Annotated in this window: 16 protein-coding genes; 10 read left to right on the top strand and 6 right to left on the bottom strand. The window is 66.1% G+C overall.

The features are described 5' to 3' along the window. Positions 1-68: 68 nt before the first annotated feature. A complete protein-coding gene (gene gloB / locus V5734_RS06620; RefSeq protein ID WP_347312715.1) occupies positions 69-836 on the bottom strand; it encodes a hydroxyacylglutathione hydrolase in 768 nt (255 codons plus the stop codon). Between the two features lie 62 nt (positions 837-898). On the opposite strand from gloB, the gene V5734_RS06625 reads away from it, so the two are divergent. The 6 genes from V5734_RS06625 to V5734_RS06650 all read left to right on the top strand — a co-directional run bounded on the left by V5734_RS06625 (position 899) and on the right by V5734_RS06650 (position 6,846). Next, positions 899-1,645 (top strand): methyltransferase domain-containing protein, encoded by a 747-nt coding sequence (locus tag V5734_RS06625; protein ID WP_347312716.1) that lies wholly within the window; start codon positions 899-901, stop codon positions 1,643-1,645. Positions 1,646-1,959: 314 nt separating this feature from the next. Next, complete coding sequence (locus tag V5734_RS06630; RefSeq protein ID WP_347312717.1) at positions 1,960-2,520, top strand: F0F1 ATP synthase subunit delta; 561 nt, start codon at positions 1,960-1,962, stop codon at positions 2,518-2,520. After that, the gene (gene atpA, locus V5734_RS06635; protein ID WP_347312718.1) at positions 2,520-4,058 is read left to right on the top strand and encodes a F0F1 ATP synthase subunit alpha; all 1,539 of its coding nucleotides are present in this window, start codon (positions 2,520-2,522) and stop codon (positions 4,056-4,058) included. Before V5734_RS06630 ends, atpA begins: the two co-directional genes overlap by 1 nt. Positions 4,059-4,082: 24 nt before the next feature. After that, positions 4,083-4,952 carry a F0F1 ATP synthase subunit gamma gene (locus tag V5734_RS06640; protein WP_347312719.1) on the top strand — a complete coding sequence of 290 codons (870 nt, stop codon included), beginning with the start codon at positions 4,083-4,085 and terminating at the stop codon, positions 4,950-4,952. Positions 4,953-4,971: 19 nt separating this feature from the next. Beyond that, entirely contained in the window at positions 4,972-6,420 is a 1,449-nt protein-coding gene (gene atpD / locus V5734_RS06645; RefSeq protein ID WP_347312720.1) for a F0F1 ATP synthase subunit beta, read from the top strand. Positions 6,421-6,429: 9 nt separating this feature from the next. Then, positions 6,430-6,846 (top strand): F0F1 ATP synthase subunit epsilon, encoded by a 417-nt coding sequence (locus V5734_RS06650; protein ID WP_347312721.1) that lies wholly within the window; start codon positions 6,430-6,432, stop codon positions 6,844-6,846. A gap of 187 nt (positions 6,847-7,033) precedes the next feature. Here V5734_RS06650 and V5734_RS06655 read toward each other — a convergent pair whose 3' ends face one another. Continuing rightward, positions 7,034-8,368: a hypothetical protein gene (locus tag V5734_RS06655; RefSeq protein ID WP_347312722.1), complete on the bottom strand. Its 1,335-nt coding sequence runs from the start codon at positions 8,366-8,368 to the stop codon at positions 7,034-7,036. A 231-nt stretch (positions 8,369-8,599) separates the two neighbouring features. Between V5734_RS06655 and V5734_RS06660 the strand changes: the two genes are divergently transcribed. Next, a complete protein-coding gene (locus V5734_RS06660) occupies positions 8,600-8,950 on the top strand; it encodes an H-type lectin domain-containing protein (RefSeq protein WP_347312723.1) in 351 nt (116 codons plus the stop codon). A gap of 8 nt (positions 8,951-8,958) precedes the next feature. Here V5734_RS06660 and V5734_RS06665 read toward each other — a convergent pair whose 3' ends face one another. Next, positions 8,959-10,866 (bottom strand): DEAD/DEAH box helicase, encoded by a 1,908-nt coding sequence (locus V5734_RS06665; protein ID WP_347312724.1) that lies wholly within the window; start codon positions 10,864-10,866, stop codon positions 8,959-8,961. A gap of 253 nt (positions 10,867-11,119) precedes the next feature. On the opposite strand from V5734_RS06665, the gene V5734_RS06670 reads away from it, so the two are divergent. Continuing rightward, positions 11,120-11,734 (top strand): MliC family protein, encoded by a 615-nt coding sequence (locus V5734_RS06670; protein WP_347312725.1) that lies wholly within the window; start codon positions 11,120-11,122, stop codon positions 11,732-11,734. A gap of 39 nt (positions 11,735-11,773) precedes the next feature. On the opposite strand, the gene V5734_RS06675 is transcribed toward V5734_RS06670, so the two are convergent. Next, a complete protein-coding gene (locus V5734_RS06675) occupies positions 11,774-12,793 on the bottom strand; it encodes a ribose-phosphate pyrophosphokinase (RefSeq protein WP_347312726.1) in 1,020 nt (339 codons plus the stop codon). Positions 12,794-12,909: 116 nt separating this feature from the next. On the opposite strand from V5734_RS06675, the gene V5734_RS06680 reads away from it, so the two are divergent. Both V5734_RS06680 and V5734_RS06685 read left to right on the top strand, forming a co-directional pair. Beyond that, the gene (locus tag V5734_RS06680; protein ID WP_347312727.1) at positions 12,910-13,521 is read left to right on the top strand and encodes a 2-hydroxychromene-2-carboxylate isomerase; all 612 of its coding nucleotides are present in this window, start codon (positions 12,910-12,912) and stop codon (positions 13,519-13,521) included. Beyond that, entirely contained in the window at positions 13,521-14,321 is an 801-nt protein-coding gene (locus V5734_RS06685; protein ID WP_347312728.1) for an alpha/beta fold hydrolase, read from the top strand. Before V5734_RS06680 ends, V5734_RS06685 begins: the two co-directional genes overlap by 1 nt. Here V5734_RS06685 and V5734_RS06690 read toward each other — a convergent pair. Both V5734_RS06690 and V5734_RS06695 read right to left on the bottom strand, forming a co-directional pair. Continuing rightward, the gene (locus V5734_RS06690) at positions 14,302-15,360 is read right to left on the bottom strand and encodes a threonine aldolase family protein (protein WP_347312729.1); all 1,059 of its coding nucleotides are present in this window, start codon (positions 15,358-15,360) and stop codon (positions 14,302-14,304) included. The two genes, V5734_RS06685 and V5734_RS06690, sit on opposite strands and share 20 nt — an antisense overlap. After that, positions 15,360-15,824 carry a YcgN family cysteine cluster protein gene (locus V5734_RS06695; RefSeq protein ID WP_347312730.1) on the bottom strand — a complete coding sequence of 155 codons (465 nt, stop codon included), beginning with the start codon at positions 15,822-15,824 and terminating at the stop codon, positions 15,360-15,362. Before V5734_RS06695 ends, V5734_RS06690 begins: the two co-directional genes overlap by 1 nt. Positions 15,825-15,856 lie beyond the last annotated feature (32 nt).

Raw genomic sequence — 15,856 nt, forward strand, 5'->3', positions numbered from 1 at the left:
CCCGACCGACGCTCCCATGCCCGTCGAGGTCGCCGGGACGTCTCTTTGCGCTTCAGCCGGCCGGGCGTTCAGAACTTGTCCTTGCGGCTCCGGATTTCCACGAAGACCTCGGCGTCGCTGGCGTCCGGCATTCCGACGGCCCGCTTCACCTCTGGCAGACCGGCCCTCAGGAACGGGTTTGTGGCCAGCTCCTCCGACAGAAGCGACGGGACGGTCGGGCGACCCTCCTGCCGCGCCGCGTCCACCGCTTCGGCTCTGGATATAAGCGCGGCGTTGCCGGGTTCAATGCTCAGCGCGAAGCGCGCGTTCGCGGCGGTGTACTCATGTCCCGAACAGACCCGCGTGTCGGGCGGCAACCGGGACAGTTTCGAGAGGCTGCGCCACATCTGCGGCATCGTCCCCTCGAACACGCGTCCACAACCGAGCGCCATCAGGCTGTCGGCCGTGAAAACGACCTTCGAGGCCGGGAAATGAAAGGCGACATGGCCGACCGTATGGCCCGAAACGTCGATGACCCGGCCCTCGTCCATGCCGATCCGCACGATGTCGCCTTCGGCAACGGCCTCGTCGAGCGGCGGCAGCCGGTGGGCGTCGGCGGCCGCGCCGATCACACGGGCGCCGGTCGCCGCGGCCAGGGCCTTGACCCCGGCGATATGGTCATCATGGTGATGCGTGATCAGGATGTGGCTCGCCCGCCAGCCGCGCTCGCGGAGCGCGTTCAGGATGGGCGCGGCTTCGGGCACGTCGACGACGGCCGTCGCACCTGTCGCCACGTCATGCGCAAGGAAGGCGTAGTTGTCTTTCAGACAGGGGACGGTGACGATGTCCAGCGGCATGGCTTTTCGTGTCCGTTTCCGTATGCTTCACGCGACTTTTGCCGAATGACGCGACGGACGCAATGCATCTCGACGTTCTTGACCTGCGGAATTTCTACTACCGCACCCAGCTTGGCCGGGTGGCGCAGAAGGCGATCCGCGATCAGGTGACCAAGCTCTGGCCGCCGGCCAAGGGCCAGACCGTCGCCGGCTTCGGCTTCGCCGTCCCCCTGCTTCGGCCCTATCTTTCGGACTCGCGCCGGGTCATCGGGCTGATGCCCGCGCCGCAAGGTGTCATGCCGTGGCCTGCGGGAATGGAGAATGTTTCGGTCCTGTGCGAGGAGACACAGTGGCCGCTTGATACCGGGATGGTCGACCGGCTTGTGATGATGCACGGACTCGAGACATCGGAAAACGCGACCGCGCTCCTCGACGAATGCTGGCGCGTGCTGGGGCCCGGTGGGCGTGCGCTTTTCGTCGTGCCGAACCGGTCGGGGCTCTGGTCGCGGTCGGACAAGACGCCTTTCGGCTACGGCCGGCCCTATTCCATGAGCCAGCTCGACTCCCAGCTCCGGCGTCACAGCTTCGCCGCCGAACGCCAGCAATCGGCGCTCTTCGCGCCGCCAAGCTCGCGCCGGTTCTGGCTCCGGACGGCGCCCGCCTGGGAGCGGTTCGGCCACCGGGTCTCGTCGGTTCTGGCGGGGGGCGTGCTGATGCTCGAAGTGTCCAAGCAGGTCCATGCGCCCCAGCGGCCCGGCCTCGCCGCTGCCGTCAAGCGGCCGCTCAAGGTGCTCGAAGCGTTGCCGAAGCCGGCTGCGGAGCCGGCGTGACGCAGGTGCGGCGGCAAGGGCGCGAGATGCCGGGAACAGTGCGACACGGACCCCTTTCGAGGGGATTCTGGCTGCCCCGGCGGATGTTAACGTCCAAACTTCGAGTGCCGGAAATGCCGCACTTTGCCGCACGGCGGCGAAATGCCTGAAAAGGCACGATTTCCCGGTTCCCAATTAGTTCACCAAGGCGGTTGCGAGGCTCGAACGCCTCTGCTACACCCGCGCCGAATTCAGACGTGCGCCTACAGTGCACGCCATGGGTGGCCTCTGACCTGACAAAGAGGCGATGGGACAGAACAATCGGAAGGGTGGACGTGTCCGAACCAGCTTCGATATCCGCAGGGATCGCCGGACGCTATGCGACGGCCGTGTTTGAACTCGCCAAGGAAGCCAAGGGGCTCGCGGCGCTGGAAGCCGACATTACGGCGCTGGGCGGCGCATTGAATGACAGCGCCGAACTGCGCGCCGTCATCGCATCGCCGGTCTATTCCCGCGACGACCAGGCCAAGGCGATGGCGGCGCTTGCAAAGAAGATGAAGCTTTCGGCGACGCTTGCCGGCACGCTCGGCCTCATGGCCTCGAACCGCCGCCTCTTCGTCCTGCCGCAGCTTCTGTCGTCCCTTCAGGCGATGATCGCCGAAGAGAAGGGCGAGGTGACCGCCGACGTGACCGCCGCCGCCGCGCTGACCAAGGCGCAGTCGGACAAGCTGGCCGCGTCGCTGAAGAAGACGGTCGGCAAGACCGTCAAGCTCAATACCACCGTTGATGAAAGCCTCATCGGCGGACTTATCGTCAAAGTGGGCTCGAAGATGATCGACACCTCGATCCGCTCGAAGCTCGCTTCCCTCCAGAATGCTATGAAAGAGGTCGGATAATGGGAATCCAGGCAGCCGAGATCTCTGCGATCCTTAAGGAGCAGATCAAGAACTTCGGTCAGGAAGCGGAAGTGGCCGAAGTCGGCCGCGTCCTGTCGGTCGGTGACGGTATTGCGCGCGTCCACGGCCTCGACAACGTCCAGGCCGGCGAGATGGTCGAATTCCCCGGCGGCATCCGCGGGATGGCGCTCAACCTCGAAGTGGACAACGTCGGTATCGTTATCTTCGGCGACGACCGTTCGATCAAGGAAGGCGACACCGTCAAGCGCACCAAGTCCATCGTGGACGTGCCGGTCGGTGACGAGCTTCTCGGCCGCGTCGTCGACGGTCTCGGCAACCCGATCGACGGCAAGGGTCCGATCAAGACCAAGAAGCGCGCCGTCGCCGACGTCAAGGCGCCCGGCATCATCCCGCGCAAATCGGTGCACGAGCCGATGGCGACCGGCCTCAAGTCGGTCGACGCCATGATCCCGGTCGGCCGGGGCCAGCGCGAGCTGATCATCGGCGACCGCCAGACCGGCAAGACCGCGATCGCGCTCGACACGATCCTGAACCAGAAGAGCTATAATGAGGCCGCCGGCGACGACGAGTCGAAGAAGCTCTACTGCGTCTACGTCGCGATCGGCCAGAAGCGCTCGACCGTCGCCCAGCTCGTGAAGAAGCTGGAAGAGACGGGCGCGATCAACTACTCGATCGTCGTCGCGGCGACCGCGTCCGACCCGGCGCCTATGCAGTTCCTGGCGCCCTATTCGGCGACCGCCATCGCGGAATACTTCCGTGACAACGGCCGCCACGCGCTGATCATCTACGATGACCTCTCCAAGCAGGCCGTGGCCTACCGCCAGATGTCGCTGCTGCTCCGCCGTCCGCCCGGACGCGAAGCCTATCCGGGCGACGTCTTTTACCTGCACTCCCGTCTTCTGGAGCGTTCGGCGAAGTTGAACGAGGACAACGGCGCGGGGTCGCTGACGGCGCTGCCGATCATCGAAACCCAGGGCGGCGACGTGTCGGCCTTCATTCCGACCAACGTGATCTCGATCACCGACGGCCAGATCTTCCTTGAGACGGAACTCTTCTACCAGGGGATCCGTCCGGCCGTGAACACCGGCCTTTCGGTGTCGCGCGTGGGCTCGTCCGCGCAGACCAACGCGATGAAGTCGGTCGCGGGCCCGGTGAAGCTTGAGCTTGCGCAGTACCGCGAAATGGCGGCCTTCGCGCAGTTCGGTTCCGACCTCGACGCGGCGACCCAGAAGCTGCTGAACCGTGGCGCGCGCCTGACCGAGCTGATGAAGCAGCCGCAGTATTCTCCGCTGACCAACGCCGAGATCGTCTGCGTCATCTTCGCCGGCACCAAGGGCTACCTCGACAATATCGCCGTCAAGGATGTCGGCCGGTACGAGGCGGGGCTCCTCAAGCACCTGCGCACCAATGGCAAGGCCCTTCTTGACTGGATCACCAAGGAAGATCCGAAGATCAAGGGTGAGGCCGAGGACAAGATCCGCGCGAGCCTGGACGAATTCGCCAAGACCTTCGCGTAACGCGCGGGAGGGAAGGACAGGGATATGCCCAGCCTTAAGGACCTGAAAAACAGGATCGGAAGCGTCAAGTCGACGCGGAAGATCACGAAGGCCATGCAGATGGTCGCGGCGGCCAAGCTCCGCCGCGCCCAGGACGCGGCCGAGGCCGCGCGTCCTTACGCCGAGCGGATGACCGCGGTCATGTCCGGCCTCGCCACCTCGGTCGGCGGATCGGACTCCGCGCCCCGGCTTCTGTCGGGGACCGGCAAGGATCAGACCCACCTTCTGGTGGTGATGACAGCCGAACGCGGCCTGTGCGGCGGCTTCAACTCGACCATCGTCCGGCTTGCCCGTGCGAAGGCGAACGAGCTTCTGTCAATGGGCAAGACGGTGAAGATCCTCACCGTCGGTAAGAAGGGCCGCGAACAACTCAAGCGCGACCTTGGCAAGCATTTCGTCGCCCATGTCGATCTCTCCGAGGTCAAGCGCGTGGGCTATGACAATGCACAAGCCATCGCACGCGACCTGATCCAGCGCTTCGAGGCGGGCGAGTTCGACGTGGCGACGCTCTTCTTCAACCGCTTCCAGTCGGTGATCAGCCAGGTCCCGACCGCGCAGCAGGTGATCCCGGCCGTCTTCGACGAAAGCGCCGGCGCCTCGACGCTCTACGACTACGAGCCGTCCGAGGAAGGCATCCTCGCCGACCTTCTGCCGCGCGGTGTCGCGACCCAGGTCTTCACGGCCCTTCTCGAGAACGGCGCTTCCGAACAGGGCGCCCGGATGAGCGCGATGGACAACGCGACGCGCAACGCGGGCGAGATGATCGACCGGTTGACGATCCAGTACAACCGCTCGCGCCAGGCCGCGATCACCAAAGAGCTTATCGAAATCATTTCGGGCGCCGAGGCGCTCTGACGAAACCGGAGAAACCAAGATGGCAAGAGCACCGAAAGCAGCTGCCACGAAGGCGACCGGCCGGGTGACGCAAGTCATTGGCGCTGTCGTCGACGTGCAGTTCGACGATCACCTTCCGGCGATTCTGAACGCGCTTGAAACCGACAACAACGGCAAGCGGCTGGTTCTCGAGGTCGCCCAGCACCTCGGCGAGAACACCGTGCGCACCGTCGCGATGGACGCGACCGAAGGCCTCGTTCGCGGCGCCGCGGTGACCGACCTCGGCGAGCCGATCTCGGTTCCGGTCGGCAACCCGACGCTCGGCCGCATCCTCAACGTCATCGGCGAGCCGGTGGACGAAAAGGGCCCGGTCAAGGCCAAGGAAACCCGCGCCATCCACCAGCCGGCGCCGGAATTCTCCGCCCAGTCGACCTCGTCGGAAATCCTCGTCACCGGCATCAAGGTCATCGACCTTCTCGCGCCCTATTCGAAGGGCGGCAAGATCGGCCTCTTTGGCGGCGCCGGCGTGGGCAAGACGGTTCTGATCATGGAACTGATCAACAACATCGCCAAGGTGCACTCGGGCTTCTCGGTCTTCGCCGGCGTGGGCGAGCGGACCCGTGAGGGCAACGACCTTTATCACGAGATGATCGAGTCGGGCGTTATCGTTCCGGACGATCTGGAAAAGTCGAAAGTGGCCCTTGTCTACGGTCAGATGAACGAGCCGCCGGGGGCCCGGATGCGCGTCGCCCTGTCGGGTCTGACGCTGGCCGAGCAGTTCCGCGACCAGTCGGGCACCGACGTTCTGTTCTTCGTCGACAACATCTTCCGCTTCACCCAGGCGGGTTCGGAAGTGTCCGCGCTTCTCGGCCGTATTCCTTCGGCCGTGGGCTACCAGCCGACGCTCGCGACCGACATGGGCGCGATGCAGGAGCGCATCACCTCGACCAAGGCGGGCTCGATCACCTCGGTTCAGGCCATCTACGTTCCGGCCGACGACCTTACCGACCCGGCGCCGGCGACCTCGTTCGCCCACCTCGACGCCACCACGGTTCTGTCGCGCGCGATCTCCGAACTCGGCATCTACCCGGCCGTTGACCCCTTGGACTCCACGAGCCGAATCCTCGACCCGGCCGTCGTCGGCGAAGAGCACTACAACGTCGCCCGCGACGTGCAGGGTATCCTTCAGCGCTACAAGTCGCTGCAGGACATCATCGCCATCCTCGGCATGGACGAACTCTCCGAAGAGGACAAGCTGACCGTGGCCCGCGCCCGGAAGATCCAGCGCTTCCTTTCGCAGCCGTTCGACGTGGCGAAGGTATTCACCGGCTCCGACGGCGTCCAGGTGCCGCTCGAAAAGACCATCGCGTCCTTCAAGGCCGTGGTTGCCGGCGAATACGATCACCTGCCCGAGGGCGCCTTCTACATGGTTGGCGACATCGAGGAAGTGAAAGCCAAGGCGCAGCGTCTGGCCGCAGACGCGGCGTAAGGGGGCAACATGGCCGATACGATGCAGTTCGATCTCGTCAGCCCTGAACGGCGGCTCGCCTCCGTTCAGGCGCGCGAGGTCCGCATTCCGGGCGCGGCCGGTGACCTGACCGCAATGCCGGGGCATGCGCCGCTGATCACGACGCTGCGTCCGGGCATCCTCAGGATCGTCAAGGCCGACGGCGGGACCGACGACTACGCGGTGACCGGCGGTTTTGCCGAGATCTCCGGCGACGGCACGACGCTTCTCGCCGAGGAGGCGCTGCATGTCAGCGAGGTGACGTCTGACGTGGTGAAGCGGTTCGTGGCCCGCGCGGAAGAGGGGCTTCGGGTGGCCAAGGAGGCGGGGCATCACGACCTCGTCGACGACGCGGCCAAGCTTCTCGCCGACATGGTGGCGATGGGCGATCACATCGGCATCTCGTAAGGCGCCGCCCTTCGAATGCGCGAACAGACGGCTCCCTCGCGGGGGCCGTTCTCATTTCTGAAAACCCCTTCCCGAAATTGCGCCCCTTCGGCCATCCGATGGACGCGCCCATTTCAACCGGGGGCAGTCACAGGACCCGTGCCAAGCGGCCCCGGAGAGGGGCCGCTTGTGTCTCGCGCATCGAGGGTTAAACTTCGTCCGTTTCCGCCTCGCCAACCGGACAGCACCGGTATTCCTGGCTTTTCTCCAGAAGCTGGATCTGCTTGGCGAGCAACTGGTTCATCAGATCCTTGTGCACGAGGTCGAGTTGCATCGACTTCTGCCGCTCCTCCTCGCAGGTGTTGCACTTGTCGAGGCAGCCCTTGACCACGATGCCCTGCGTCGGCAGGCAGTAGGTGCGTTCGAAGCTCAGCTCGGCGGCAAGCTTCGCGCCCACCTCGTCCGACCCGGCCTTGGCCAGAATGCCTTCCTTCACGAGATCGTCGTCGACCTTCTTTAGTACCCGGTCCTGCACGTCCGCCGGAACCGGCTGCACATTGGTCGCGACCCGGAAGGGCGAGGCGACCGCGGTCAGACCGGCAAACCCGCCGATGCCGATCGAGCCGACGCCCGAGACGACATTCGCCTGCTGCGCCGCCGCCGAGGTCCGCCCCGCCGTCTGCACGTCGAGCCGCGCGGTCTGGGTGGCGAGGATGCCGTTCGGCAGCACCTTGACGCCGGTCGCCGGCCGGACGGGCCGCGCCTCGACCGCACTCGACGCCGCCGCGTCGACCACCCGGCGCAGCACCGCGACGATGCGGAACCGCAGCGTCTGCTTCTTCACCAGCGGATAGGCGAAATAGGTCACGGCGTGGCACTGGTTCTTGTTCTCGAAGGTCCGGGTCGAGGCCTCATAGGCGCTTTCGCTCTCGCCTTCGGCATGGGACCGGCTCTGCACTTCGCCCATCTGTACCGAATTGGCCGCCCGCGTCGCCTGGACCGACCGGTCATGCGATGATTGCGCGTGGCTCGACAATTGCCGCAGGAACGACGACGAACTGCGCGAGTTGAAGTCGCCCTCCACGTTGACGCTGCCGCCGCCGGCGAAACCGATCGAGGCATAGGAGCCGTCCACATCCGTCTCGAAATCCGAATGCGACGAGGACGAGGCCGAGCCGCTGTCGGTCACCGTCAGGTCGGACATGTAGCGGTCCATCGACCGCATATAATACGTCTCCTCCGACGACTGTTCATGCCGGTAGCTGACCTCGGACTCCGCGTCGTAGGTGAAGCGGTTGTTCCGGGTCGAGGTGTAGAGCCGGACCTTTTCGCCCGGCAGCAGGGTTGTCGAATAGACCACGTCGCCCAGCGACATCGGCCCCGGGCAGCGCTCCAGTTCGGCGACGATGGTGATTTCCACCGGCACGTCGAGTTGCCGGTTGGTCAGCCGGTAGGAAATGCGCAGCCGCTCGCAGCAGGGCTCTTTCGCGATTTCAGGGCAACAGGGAAGGTCGTTGATCGAGATAAGATCGCCATCAGGCATCTCACATCCTCCTCAAATGGGTTTGCTTGAAAACACACCCCCCCACCGCGGCCCCGGCCAAAATCGACTCGGTGACCGGAAACCGGCGGAAGTGCACTTACCTTACGTTAACTCTCCCTGTGCGGGAATGGTGGAATTCCTCCACAGCCAGATCCTGCCGACCGCCGGGGATTTTCCGCTTTTCCGCCGCGTCCCGCCGGGCTTAGATGGTCGAAACGCCGAGGGGTTTGGATGCGACGGCTGAGCAGTCATCTGACGGGGGTCGAGCGCGGGTCCATCGTGCTGTTTTCCGATTACCAGGACGGCGGTGCGATGTGGACCGGCAATGGCCCGCGAGAATTGCGGCGGATCGTCGAGTTCTCCGAACCGTTCAGGGCCGAGCCGGTCGTCCATGTCTCGATCTCGATGTGGGACATGGACCAGAAGACCAACCAGCGGGCCGACATTTCGGCCGAGATGGTCAATCCCGAAGGTTTCGTCATCGTTTTCCGCACCTGGGGCGACACCCGCGTTGCCCGTGTCCGCGCGGATTGGCTGGCGATCGGAGAGGTCGCCAGCGACGACGACTGGGTGATCGACTAGGACGGCGCTCAGCTCCGCCCGCGGCGCGGCGGGGCCATGCCGCCCTTGCGATGAGCCGCCTTTGCAGGCTTGCGCGGCGCCTTTCCGCCTTTCGGGGCCGCGGCCTTGGTTGCCGGGCCGGTACCCTTGCGATGCGGTTTCTTTCCTGCCGGTTTTGCCTTCGGGCCAGGAGCCTGCGGTTCGGGGAGAAGCCCGTGCTCGGCCGCAACCTCCTGAGCGATGTGGCGACCTTTCGGCTTCGCTTTCCACCCGTCCGGCTTCCTGTCCGGCCGCTTCGCCGGTTCGGCCACAGGCCGCGCCTCCGGGGCCGGTGCCGGCCCGCGTGGCGCGAAGGGCGGCTCGTCGAGCGCCCTGAGCACCGCGGCACCTTCGAGCTTTCCGCCGGCGCCCACGGCCGCCAGAAGGGCCGGCGCGCGCGAGGCGAGCACTTCGACGAAGGTTTCCGTCTCCTGCACCCGGATCGCGCCGACATCCTCGCGGCCGAGGTTCCCGGCGCGGCAGAGCATCGGCAGGATCCAGCGCGGCTCGGCCCGATCCGCCCGCCCGACCGAGATCGCGAACCAGCGGCTCGGCCCGAAGTTTTGCGCGGCGCGTGGCGGGGCATCGACGGATGCCAGTTCCTCGGGCGCGGAGTGCCGGTCGCGCCAGGCCTTGACGAAGGCCGCCGCGATGCGCTCGGCCCCGTGCAGGTCGAGAAGCCGCGCGGCAAAGGTAGCGTCGCCCTCCGTCACCGCCTCGGTCCAGACCGGATCGGACAAGAGCCGCTCCTCGTCCTTCAGCCGCACCGCCTCGGCCGAGGGCGCATCGACCCATTCCGCCGTGACCTTTGCGAACCGCAACACGCCCTCGGCCTTGCGCCGGGCGTTCTTCGGCACGATGAGGGCGCTGACGCCCTTGCGGCCGGCGCGGCCGGTGCGGCCCGAGCGGTGGAGCAACGTCTCTCCGTTCGATGGCAGTTCGGCGTGGATCACCAGGTCGAGATTGGGCAGGTCGATCCCGCGTGCGGCGACATCCGTGGCGACGCAGACCCGTGCGCGCCCGTCGCGCATCGCCTGAAGCGCATGGGTGCGTTCCGACTGGCTCAGTTCGCCCGAAAGCGCCACGACCGAGAAACTGCGGTTCGAAAGACGCGTTGTCAGGCGATTCACGGTGGCGCGGGTGTTGCAGAAGACGATGGCGTTCTGGGCTTCGTAGAAGCGCAGGACGTTGACGATGGCGTGTTCGACATCGTGGGTGGCGACCTGCATCGCCCGGTAGTCGATATCGGCGTGCTGGCTGCGTTCGCCGCCCGTGGTGATGCGGACCGTGTCCTTCTGGTACTTCTGCGCCAGCATCGCGATGGCTTTCGGCACCGTGGCCGAGAACATCAGCGTGCGGCGGGTCTCGGGTGCCTCGCCGAGGATGAATTCGAGGTCCTCGCGGAAGCCGAGGTCAAGCATCTCGTCGGCCTCGTCGAGCACGACCGCCCGTATCGCCGTCATGTCGAGCGATCCGCGCTGGATATGGTCCCGCAGGCGCCCCGGCGTGCCGACGACGATATGGGCGCCCCGGTCAAGCGCCCGGCGTTCGTCGCGCATGTCCATGCCACCGACGCAGGAGGCCACGGTGGCGCCGGTCAGAGCGTAAAGCCAGCCAAGCTCTCGCTTGACCTGAAGCGCAAGCTCGCGTGTCGGCGCGATGACGAGGGCGAGCGGCGCCCCGGCCGGTCCAAAGCTCTCCTCGCCCTCCAGGACCGTCGGCGCGATGGCCAGGCCGAAGCCCACGGTCTTGCCCGAACCGGTCTGGGCCGAGACGAGAAGGTCCGCGTCCCCGTGTCCTTCCTGCGTCACCGCCTCCTGCACCGGGGTCAGCACGGCATAGCCGCGCTCGGCCAGCGCGTCGGCCAGGGGCCGGATCAGGGTCGGGGTCTTGGTCATCATGTCGTCTTTCAGGATCGGCCCGGGATCGCGGGCGGGAACCGCGCCTTCGGCCCGGAAGCGGGGGAGAACGCCCCGGCGCGGCGAATGACGGCACCTAAAGCGAAACGGCGGCGATGTATAGGGCGAATACGCAACCTGGCAAGTGTCCCGCGCGCATGTCAGTCCCTTGATCGGTCGCGGAACATCGCTAGCATCGGAAGATACTGTCGAGATCCCGAGGTGACTCACGCCAACCGGAAGGAAGAGGTTCATGTTTCGCGGTCTTGCGATCTTCAGCCTGCTGTCCGTCACCCCGGCTTCTGGTCAGGACGGTCCCGCCTTCGACTGCGCGAAAGCGGAGAGCGATGCGGAGAAGCTGGTCTGCGCCGATGCCGGACTTGCCCAGCTCGACAGGCGCGTTGCTGACCGATATGCGGCTGCGCTCGCCGTGGCCAAGAGCCTTGGCGCAGGCGCGCAGCAGGCGGAAGACGCGTTGCGGGCCTATCAGCGCGGCTGGGTCAAGGGCCGCGACGATTGCTGGAAGGCGGACGATCTGAAAGCCTGCGTGGAGGCCGCCTATCTTCGCCGCGAAGGGGAGCTTGTCGCGCAGTGGTTGCTGGAAAAGCCGACCTCCGTCGCCTTCTGGGCCTGTGACGGCAATCCGGCCAACGAGGTCGTGACCTACTTCTTCGACACGACCTTGCCGAGCGTCCGCTTCGAACGCGGCGACGCGGTCGATACCGGATCGCTTTCACCGACAGGGTCGGGGTCGAAGTATGAGGGGAGCTTTGGGCGTTCGATCTGGATCAAGGGCGATGAGGCCACCTACCGGGAGCCGGACCCGGACGGCACGACGATGACCTGCACACTCGCCCGGACGGAATGAACGGACCGCGCGCGCCCTGAGGCGAGGCGCGGGAGATGATCACCCCCGCGAATACATGCCCTCGTAGATCGGACTCAGCGTCTCGGCGTCGAAGAGCGACGAGACGGATGTGCCGGACCAGATGTTCATGATCGCCTGGGCGAACATCGGCGCAGTCGGAACGATGCGGATGTTCTTGGCCTTCTTCACCGCCTCGGTCGGCTCGATCGAGTCGGTGATGACAAGGCTTTTCATCACCGAATTCGTCACACGTTCCACTGCCGGGCCCGACAGGACGCCGTGGGTGATGTAGGAATGAACCTCGCTCGCGCCGCCCTGTATGAGCACCTCGGCCGCCTTGCAGAGCGTGCCGGCCGTGTCGCAGATGTCGTCGACGATGATGCAGGTCTGGCCCGAGACGTCGCCGATCACCGTCATTTCCGCGATTTCGCCGGCCTTCACCCGCCGCTTGTCGACGATGGCGAGCCCGCAGCCGATCCGCTGGGCAAGCTCGCGCGCCCGCGCCACGCCGCCGACGTCTGGGGAGACGACCGTCACCTGATCGAGCTTGCCCTTGAAGTGGTGCTCGATATCGAGCGCGAAAATCGGCGCGGCGTAGAGGTTGTCCACCGGAATGTCGAAGAAACCCTGGATCTGGGCGGCATGCAGGTCCATCGTCAGAACCCGGTCGACACCGGCCCCGGCGATGAGGTTCGCCACGAGCTTGGCCGAGATCGGGGTCCGCGCCTTGGCGCGGCGGTCCTGGCGGGCATAGCCGAAATAGGGGATGACGGCGGTAATCCTGCTGGCCGACGACCGCTTCAGCGCGTCGGTCATGATCAGAAGCTCCATCAGGTTGTCGTTCGCGGGGTTCGAGGTCGACTGGATGATGTACATGTCCTCGCCGCGGACGTTCTCGAAGACCTCGACGAAGATCTCCTGATCGTTGAAACGTTCCACCCGGGCATCGACGAGCCCGACGCTCATTCCCCGGTGCATCGACATCCGCCTTGCGATCGCGTTCGAAAGCGGTCGGTTCGAATTACCGGCGATGAGCTTCGGTTCGGTCATGTTGGCCATCGTAGGGTCCTTGTCGTGGGGGTGGGCCGCGGGCCCGCGCCGGATGACGGATTCGTGACGTTGCCTCCCGCTTACCACCCGGCTAGCTTCCCCGCAAACCTCTAGGAGATGCGCCGATGCCACATATCGACTACTATTTCTCGACGATCTCGCCCTTCACCTATCTCGCCGGGACGCGGCTGGAGGAAATCGCGGCCAGACATGGCGCGACGATCACCTACAAGCCCCTCGACATCGGCGCCCTTTTTGGCCGGACCGGCGGCACCGCGCTGAAGGACCGGCACGACAGCCGCAAGGAGTACCGGCTGCAAGAGATCGCGCGTCAGGCGAAGAAGGCCGGGATGAAGATCAACCCGCAACCGATGTTCTGGCCCGCCAATGCGGCGCCCTCGTCCTATGCGATCATTGCCGCGCAGGCCGCAATGGCGAAGGGGGCGGGCGGTGATCTCGGCGGGCTGGTCCACGGCGTGTTGCGCGCCTGCTGGGCCGAGGAGCGCGACATCTCTCAGGACGACACCGTGCGCGACCTACTGACAGCGCATGGATTCGAGGCGCGCCTTGCCGACAGCGGCCTGCTGATGGGGGCCGAGACCTATGCCAACAACCTTGAGGAAGCGGTGGGCAAGGGCGTCTTCGGCTCGCCCTTCTACATCACCGATTGCGGTCAGCGCTTCTTTGGGCAGGACCGTCTCGAGGATCTCGACCTGCATCTGGCGGGCAAGCTCTGATGCCGCTCGGTGCCAGGGCGGGGCATCCGACCTTCTGGCAGGTCAGCGGCCACGGGGCGCGGCCGGCGCTGGCAATCCATTGTTCTCTGGCCGGTTCGGGGGCCTGGACGGGGGTCGCGGATCGGCTTGCAGACCGGCTGACGCTGACCGCGTTCGACCTGCCGGGCCACGGGAAGTCCGGCGACTGGAACGGAGAGGGCGACCTTCTCAACCTCTCGACCCGCATCGCGGCCAGCTTCATCGAGACGCCCGTCGACCTTGTCGGCCATTCTTTCGGCGCAGTGGCGGCGCTCAACCTCGCCATCGCCGCACCGGAGGCGATCCGAACCCTGACGCTGATCGAACCGGTTCTGTTCGCCGCCGCCAAGGGCTTCCCGGAATGGGAGGACCACCAACTGGAGATGGCCGCGTTCGAGGCGGCGATGGTGGAGGGCCGGGCGGAGGCGGCGGCAGAAGCCTTCACGCGGGTCTGGGGCACCGGCGTCGACTGGGCGCGGATGAGTGCGAACAGCCGCGCCGACATCACCCGTCGCATCGCGCTTGTCGCCGCCGGGAACCGCGCGCTTTACGACGACAGCGGCGGCATCCTGGAACCCGGCGGGCTTGAATGCCTCGAGATGCCGGTCCTCCTGATCCGCGGCGATCGCTCCCCGGCGATCGTCGAGCGCATCGCCGAGGAGATCGCGGCGCGGCTTCCGGATGTGGGGGTGGCCACCGTGCCGGGCGCGGCCCATATGGTGCCGATCACCCATCCGGACGAGACGGCAGGGCTGATCGGCGTCAATCTCGACCGCGGATGATCCCGGCGAAAGCCTCGATATCGGCGTCGCTCGTGCACCAGGAACAGACGAAGCGGGCGCTGACCGGCTGATCGCCGGGGCCGTCCAGCGTCTCGTCATGCGGCCAGAGATAGTAGTGCGCGCCCGCGTCCATCGCCCGGCGGTGTGTGCCGCGCGGCAGGTAGGCGAAGACCATGTTCGCCTCGCGCGGATAAAGCAGGCTGGCCCCGGGCAGCGACAGGATCGCCGCCTCCAGCGATGCCGCGCGGGCATTGGCGTCGCGCGCGAGGCGCAGCCAGAGACCGTCGGTCAGATAGGCCTCCATCTGCGCCGAAAGGTAGCGGTGCTTGGAAAAGAGATGCCCGCCGCGCTTGCGGCGCAGCTCGAATTCCCACGCCTTCTTCGGATCGAAAAGCACCACGGCCTCGACCCCCATACAGCCGTTCTTGGTGCCGCCGAAGGACAGGATGTCGACGCCGGCCTTCCAACTCATCTCGGCGGGGCTGGCATTCGTGGCGACGAGCGCGTTGGCAAAACGCGCGCCGTCGAGATGGACGGGCAGGCCGTAATCCTTGGCAACGGCGCAGAGCGCGGCGGTCTCGGCGACGGAATAGATCGTGCCCGCCTCGGTCGTGTTGGTGAGCGTGACGATCGCGCGCTGCACCGAATGGACGAAGCCATGCGGCGTCGCGTCGATCGCCTGCCTCAGCGCGTCCGGCGTCATCTTGCCGTCCGCGCCCGGCACCTTGACCAGCTTGCCGCCGCCGATGAAGAATTCCGGCGCGCCGCATTCGTCGACCTCGACATGGGCGGTGTCGTGGCAATAAACCGCGCCCCAGGGCGGGCAATAGGTGGCCAGCGACAGGGAATTCGCGGTCGTGCCGTTGTTGACGAGGTAAACCTCTGCCGCCGGCGCCTCGAAGATCTCGCGGATCAGCGCCCGCACCCGGTCCATCGCCGGATCGGTGCCGTAGGACGGGGCGTAGCCGGCATTGGCCGCGCTCAGCGCGGCCATGATCTCGGGCGCGACGCCCGAGGAATTGTCTGAGGCGAATTCCATCAGAGGTCCTCGATGATATGGTCTTCCCAGTCTTCTTCCGGGATTTCGAACTCGGGCAGGGTCCAGCCCCGCACGGATTCGCCCGCCTTCTCGACGCTTTCGGGATCGCCCGAGATCAGCGGATGCCAGTCGTAGAGCGGCTTGCCTTCGTGGCGCAGCCGGTAGGCGCAGGTCGAGGGCATCCAGTAGGCGACCTCGGCGATGGTCTTGGGGCTGAGGACGACACATTCCGGCACGAAGCGCTTGCGTTCCTCGTACTGGCCGCAGCGACAGGTTTCGGTGTCGAGAAGGCGGCAGGAGATGCGGGTGAAGAAGACCTCGCCGGTATCGGCGTCCTCGAGCTTGTTCAGGCAGCACTTGCCGCAGCCGTCGCAAAGCGCCTCCCATTCCCGCGGGGTCAGCGTGTTCAGCGGGCGCTTCCAGAAGCCGGGCCGAAGCCCGTCGCGGGGAATATCGTGTTTCATGGGGGGCGAGATTGGCCGAGTGAGGTGCGAAA

The sequence above is a fragment of the Defluviimonas sp. SAOS-178_SWC genome (assembly GCF_039830135.1).
In the GTDB taxonomy this organism is placed as follows: domain Bacteria; phylum Pseudomonadota; class Alphaproteobacteria; order Rhodobacterales; family Rhodobacteraceae; genus Albidovulum.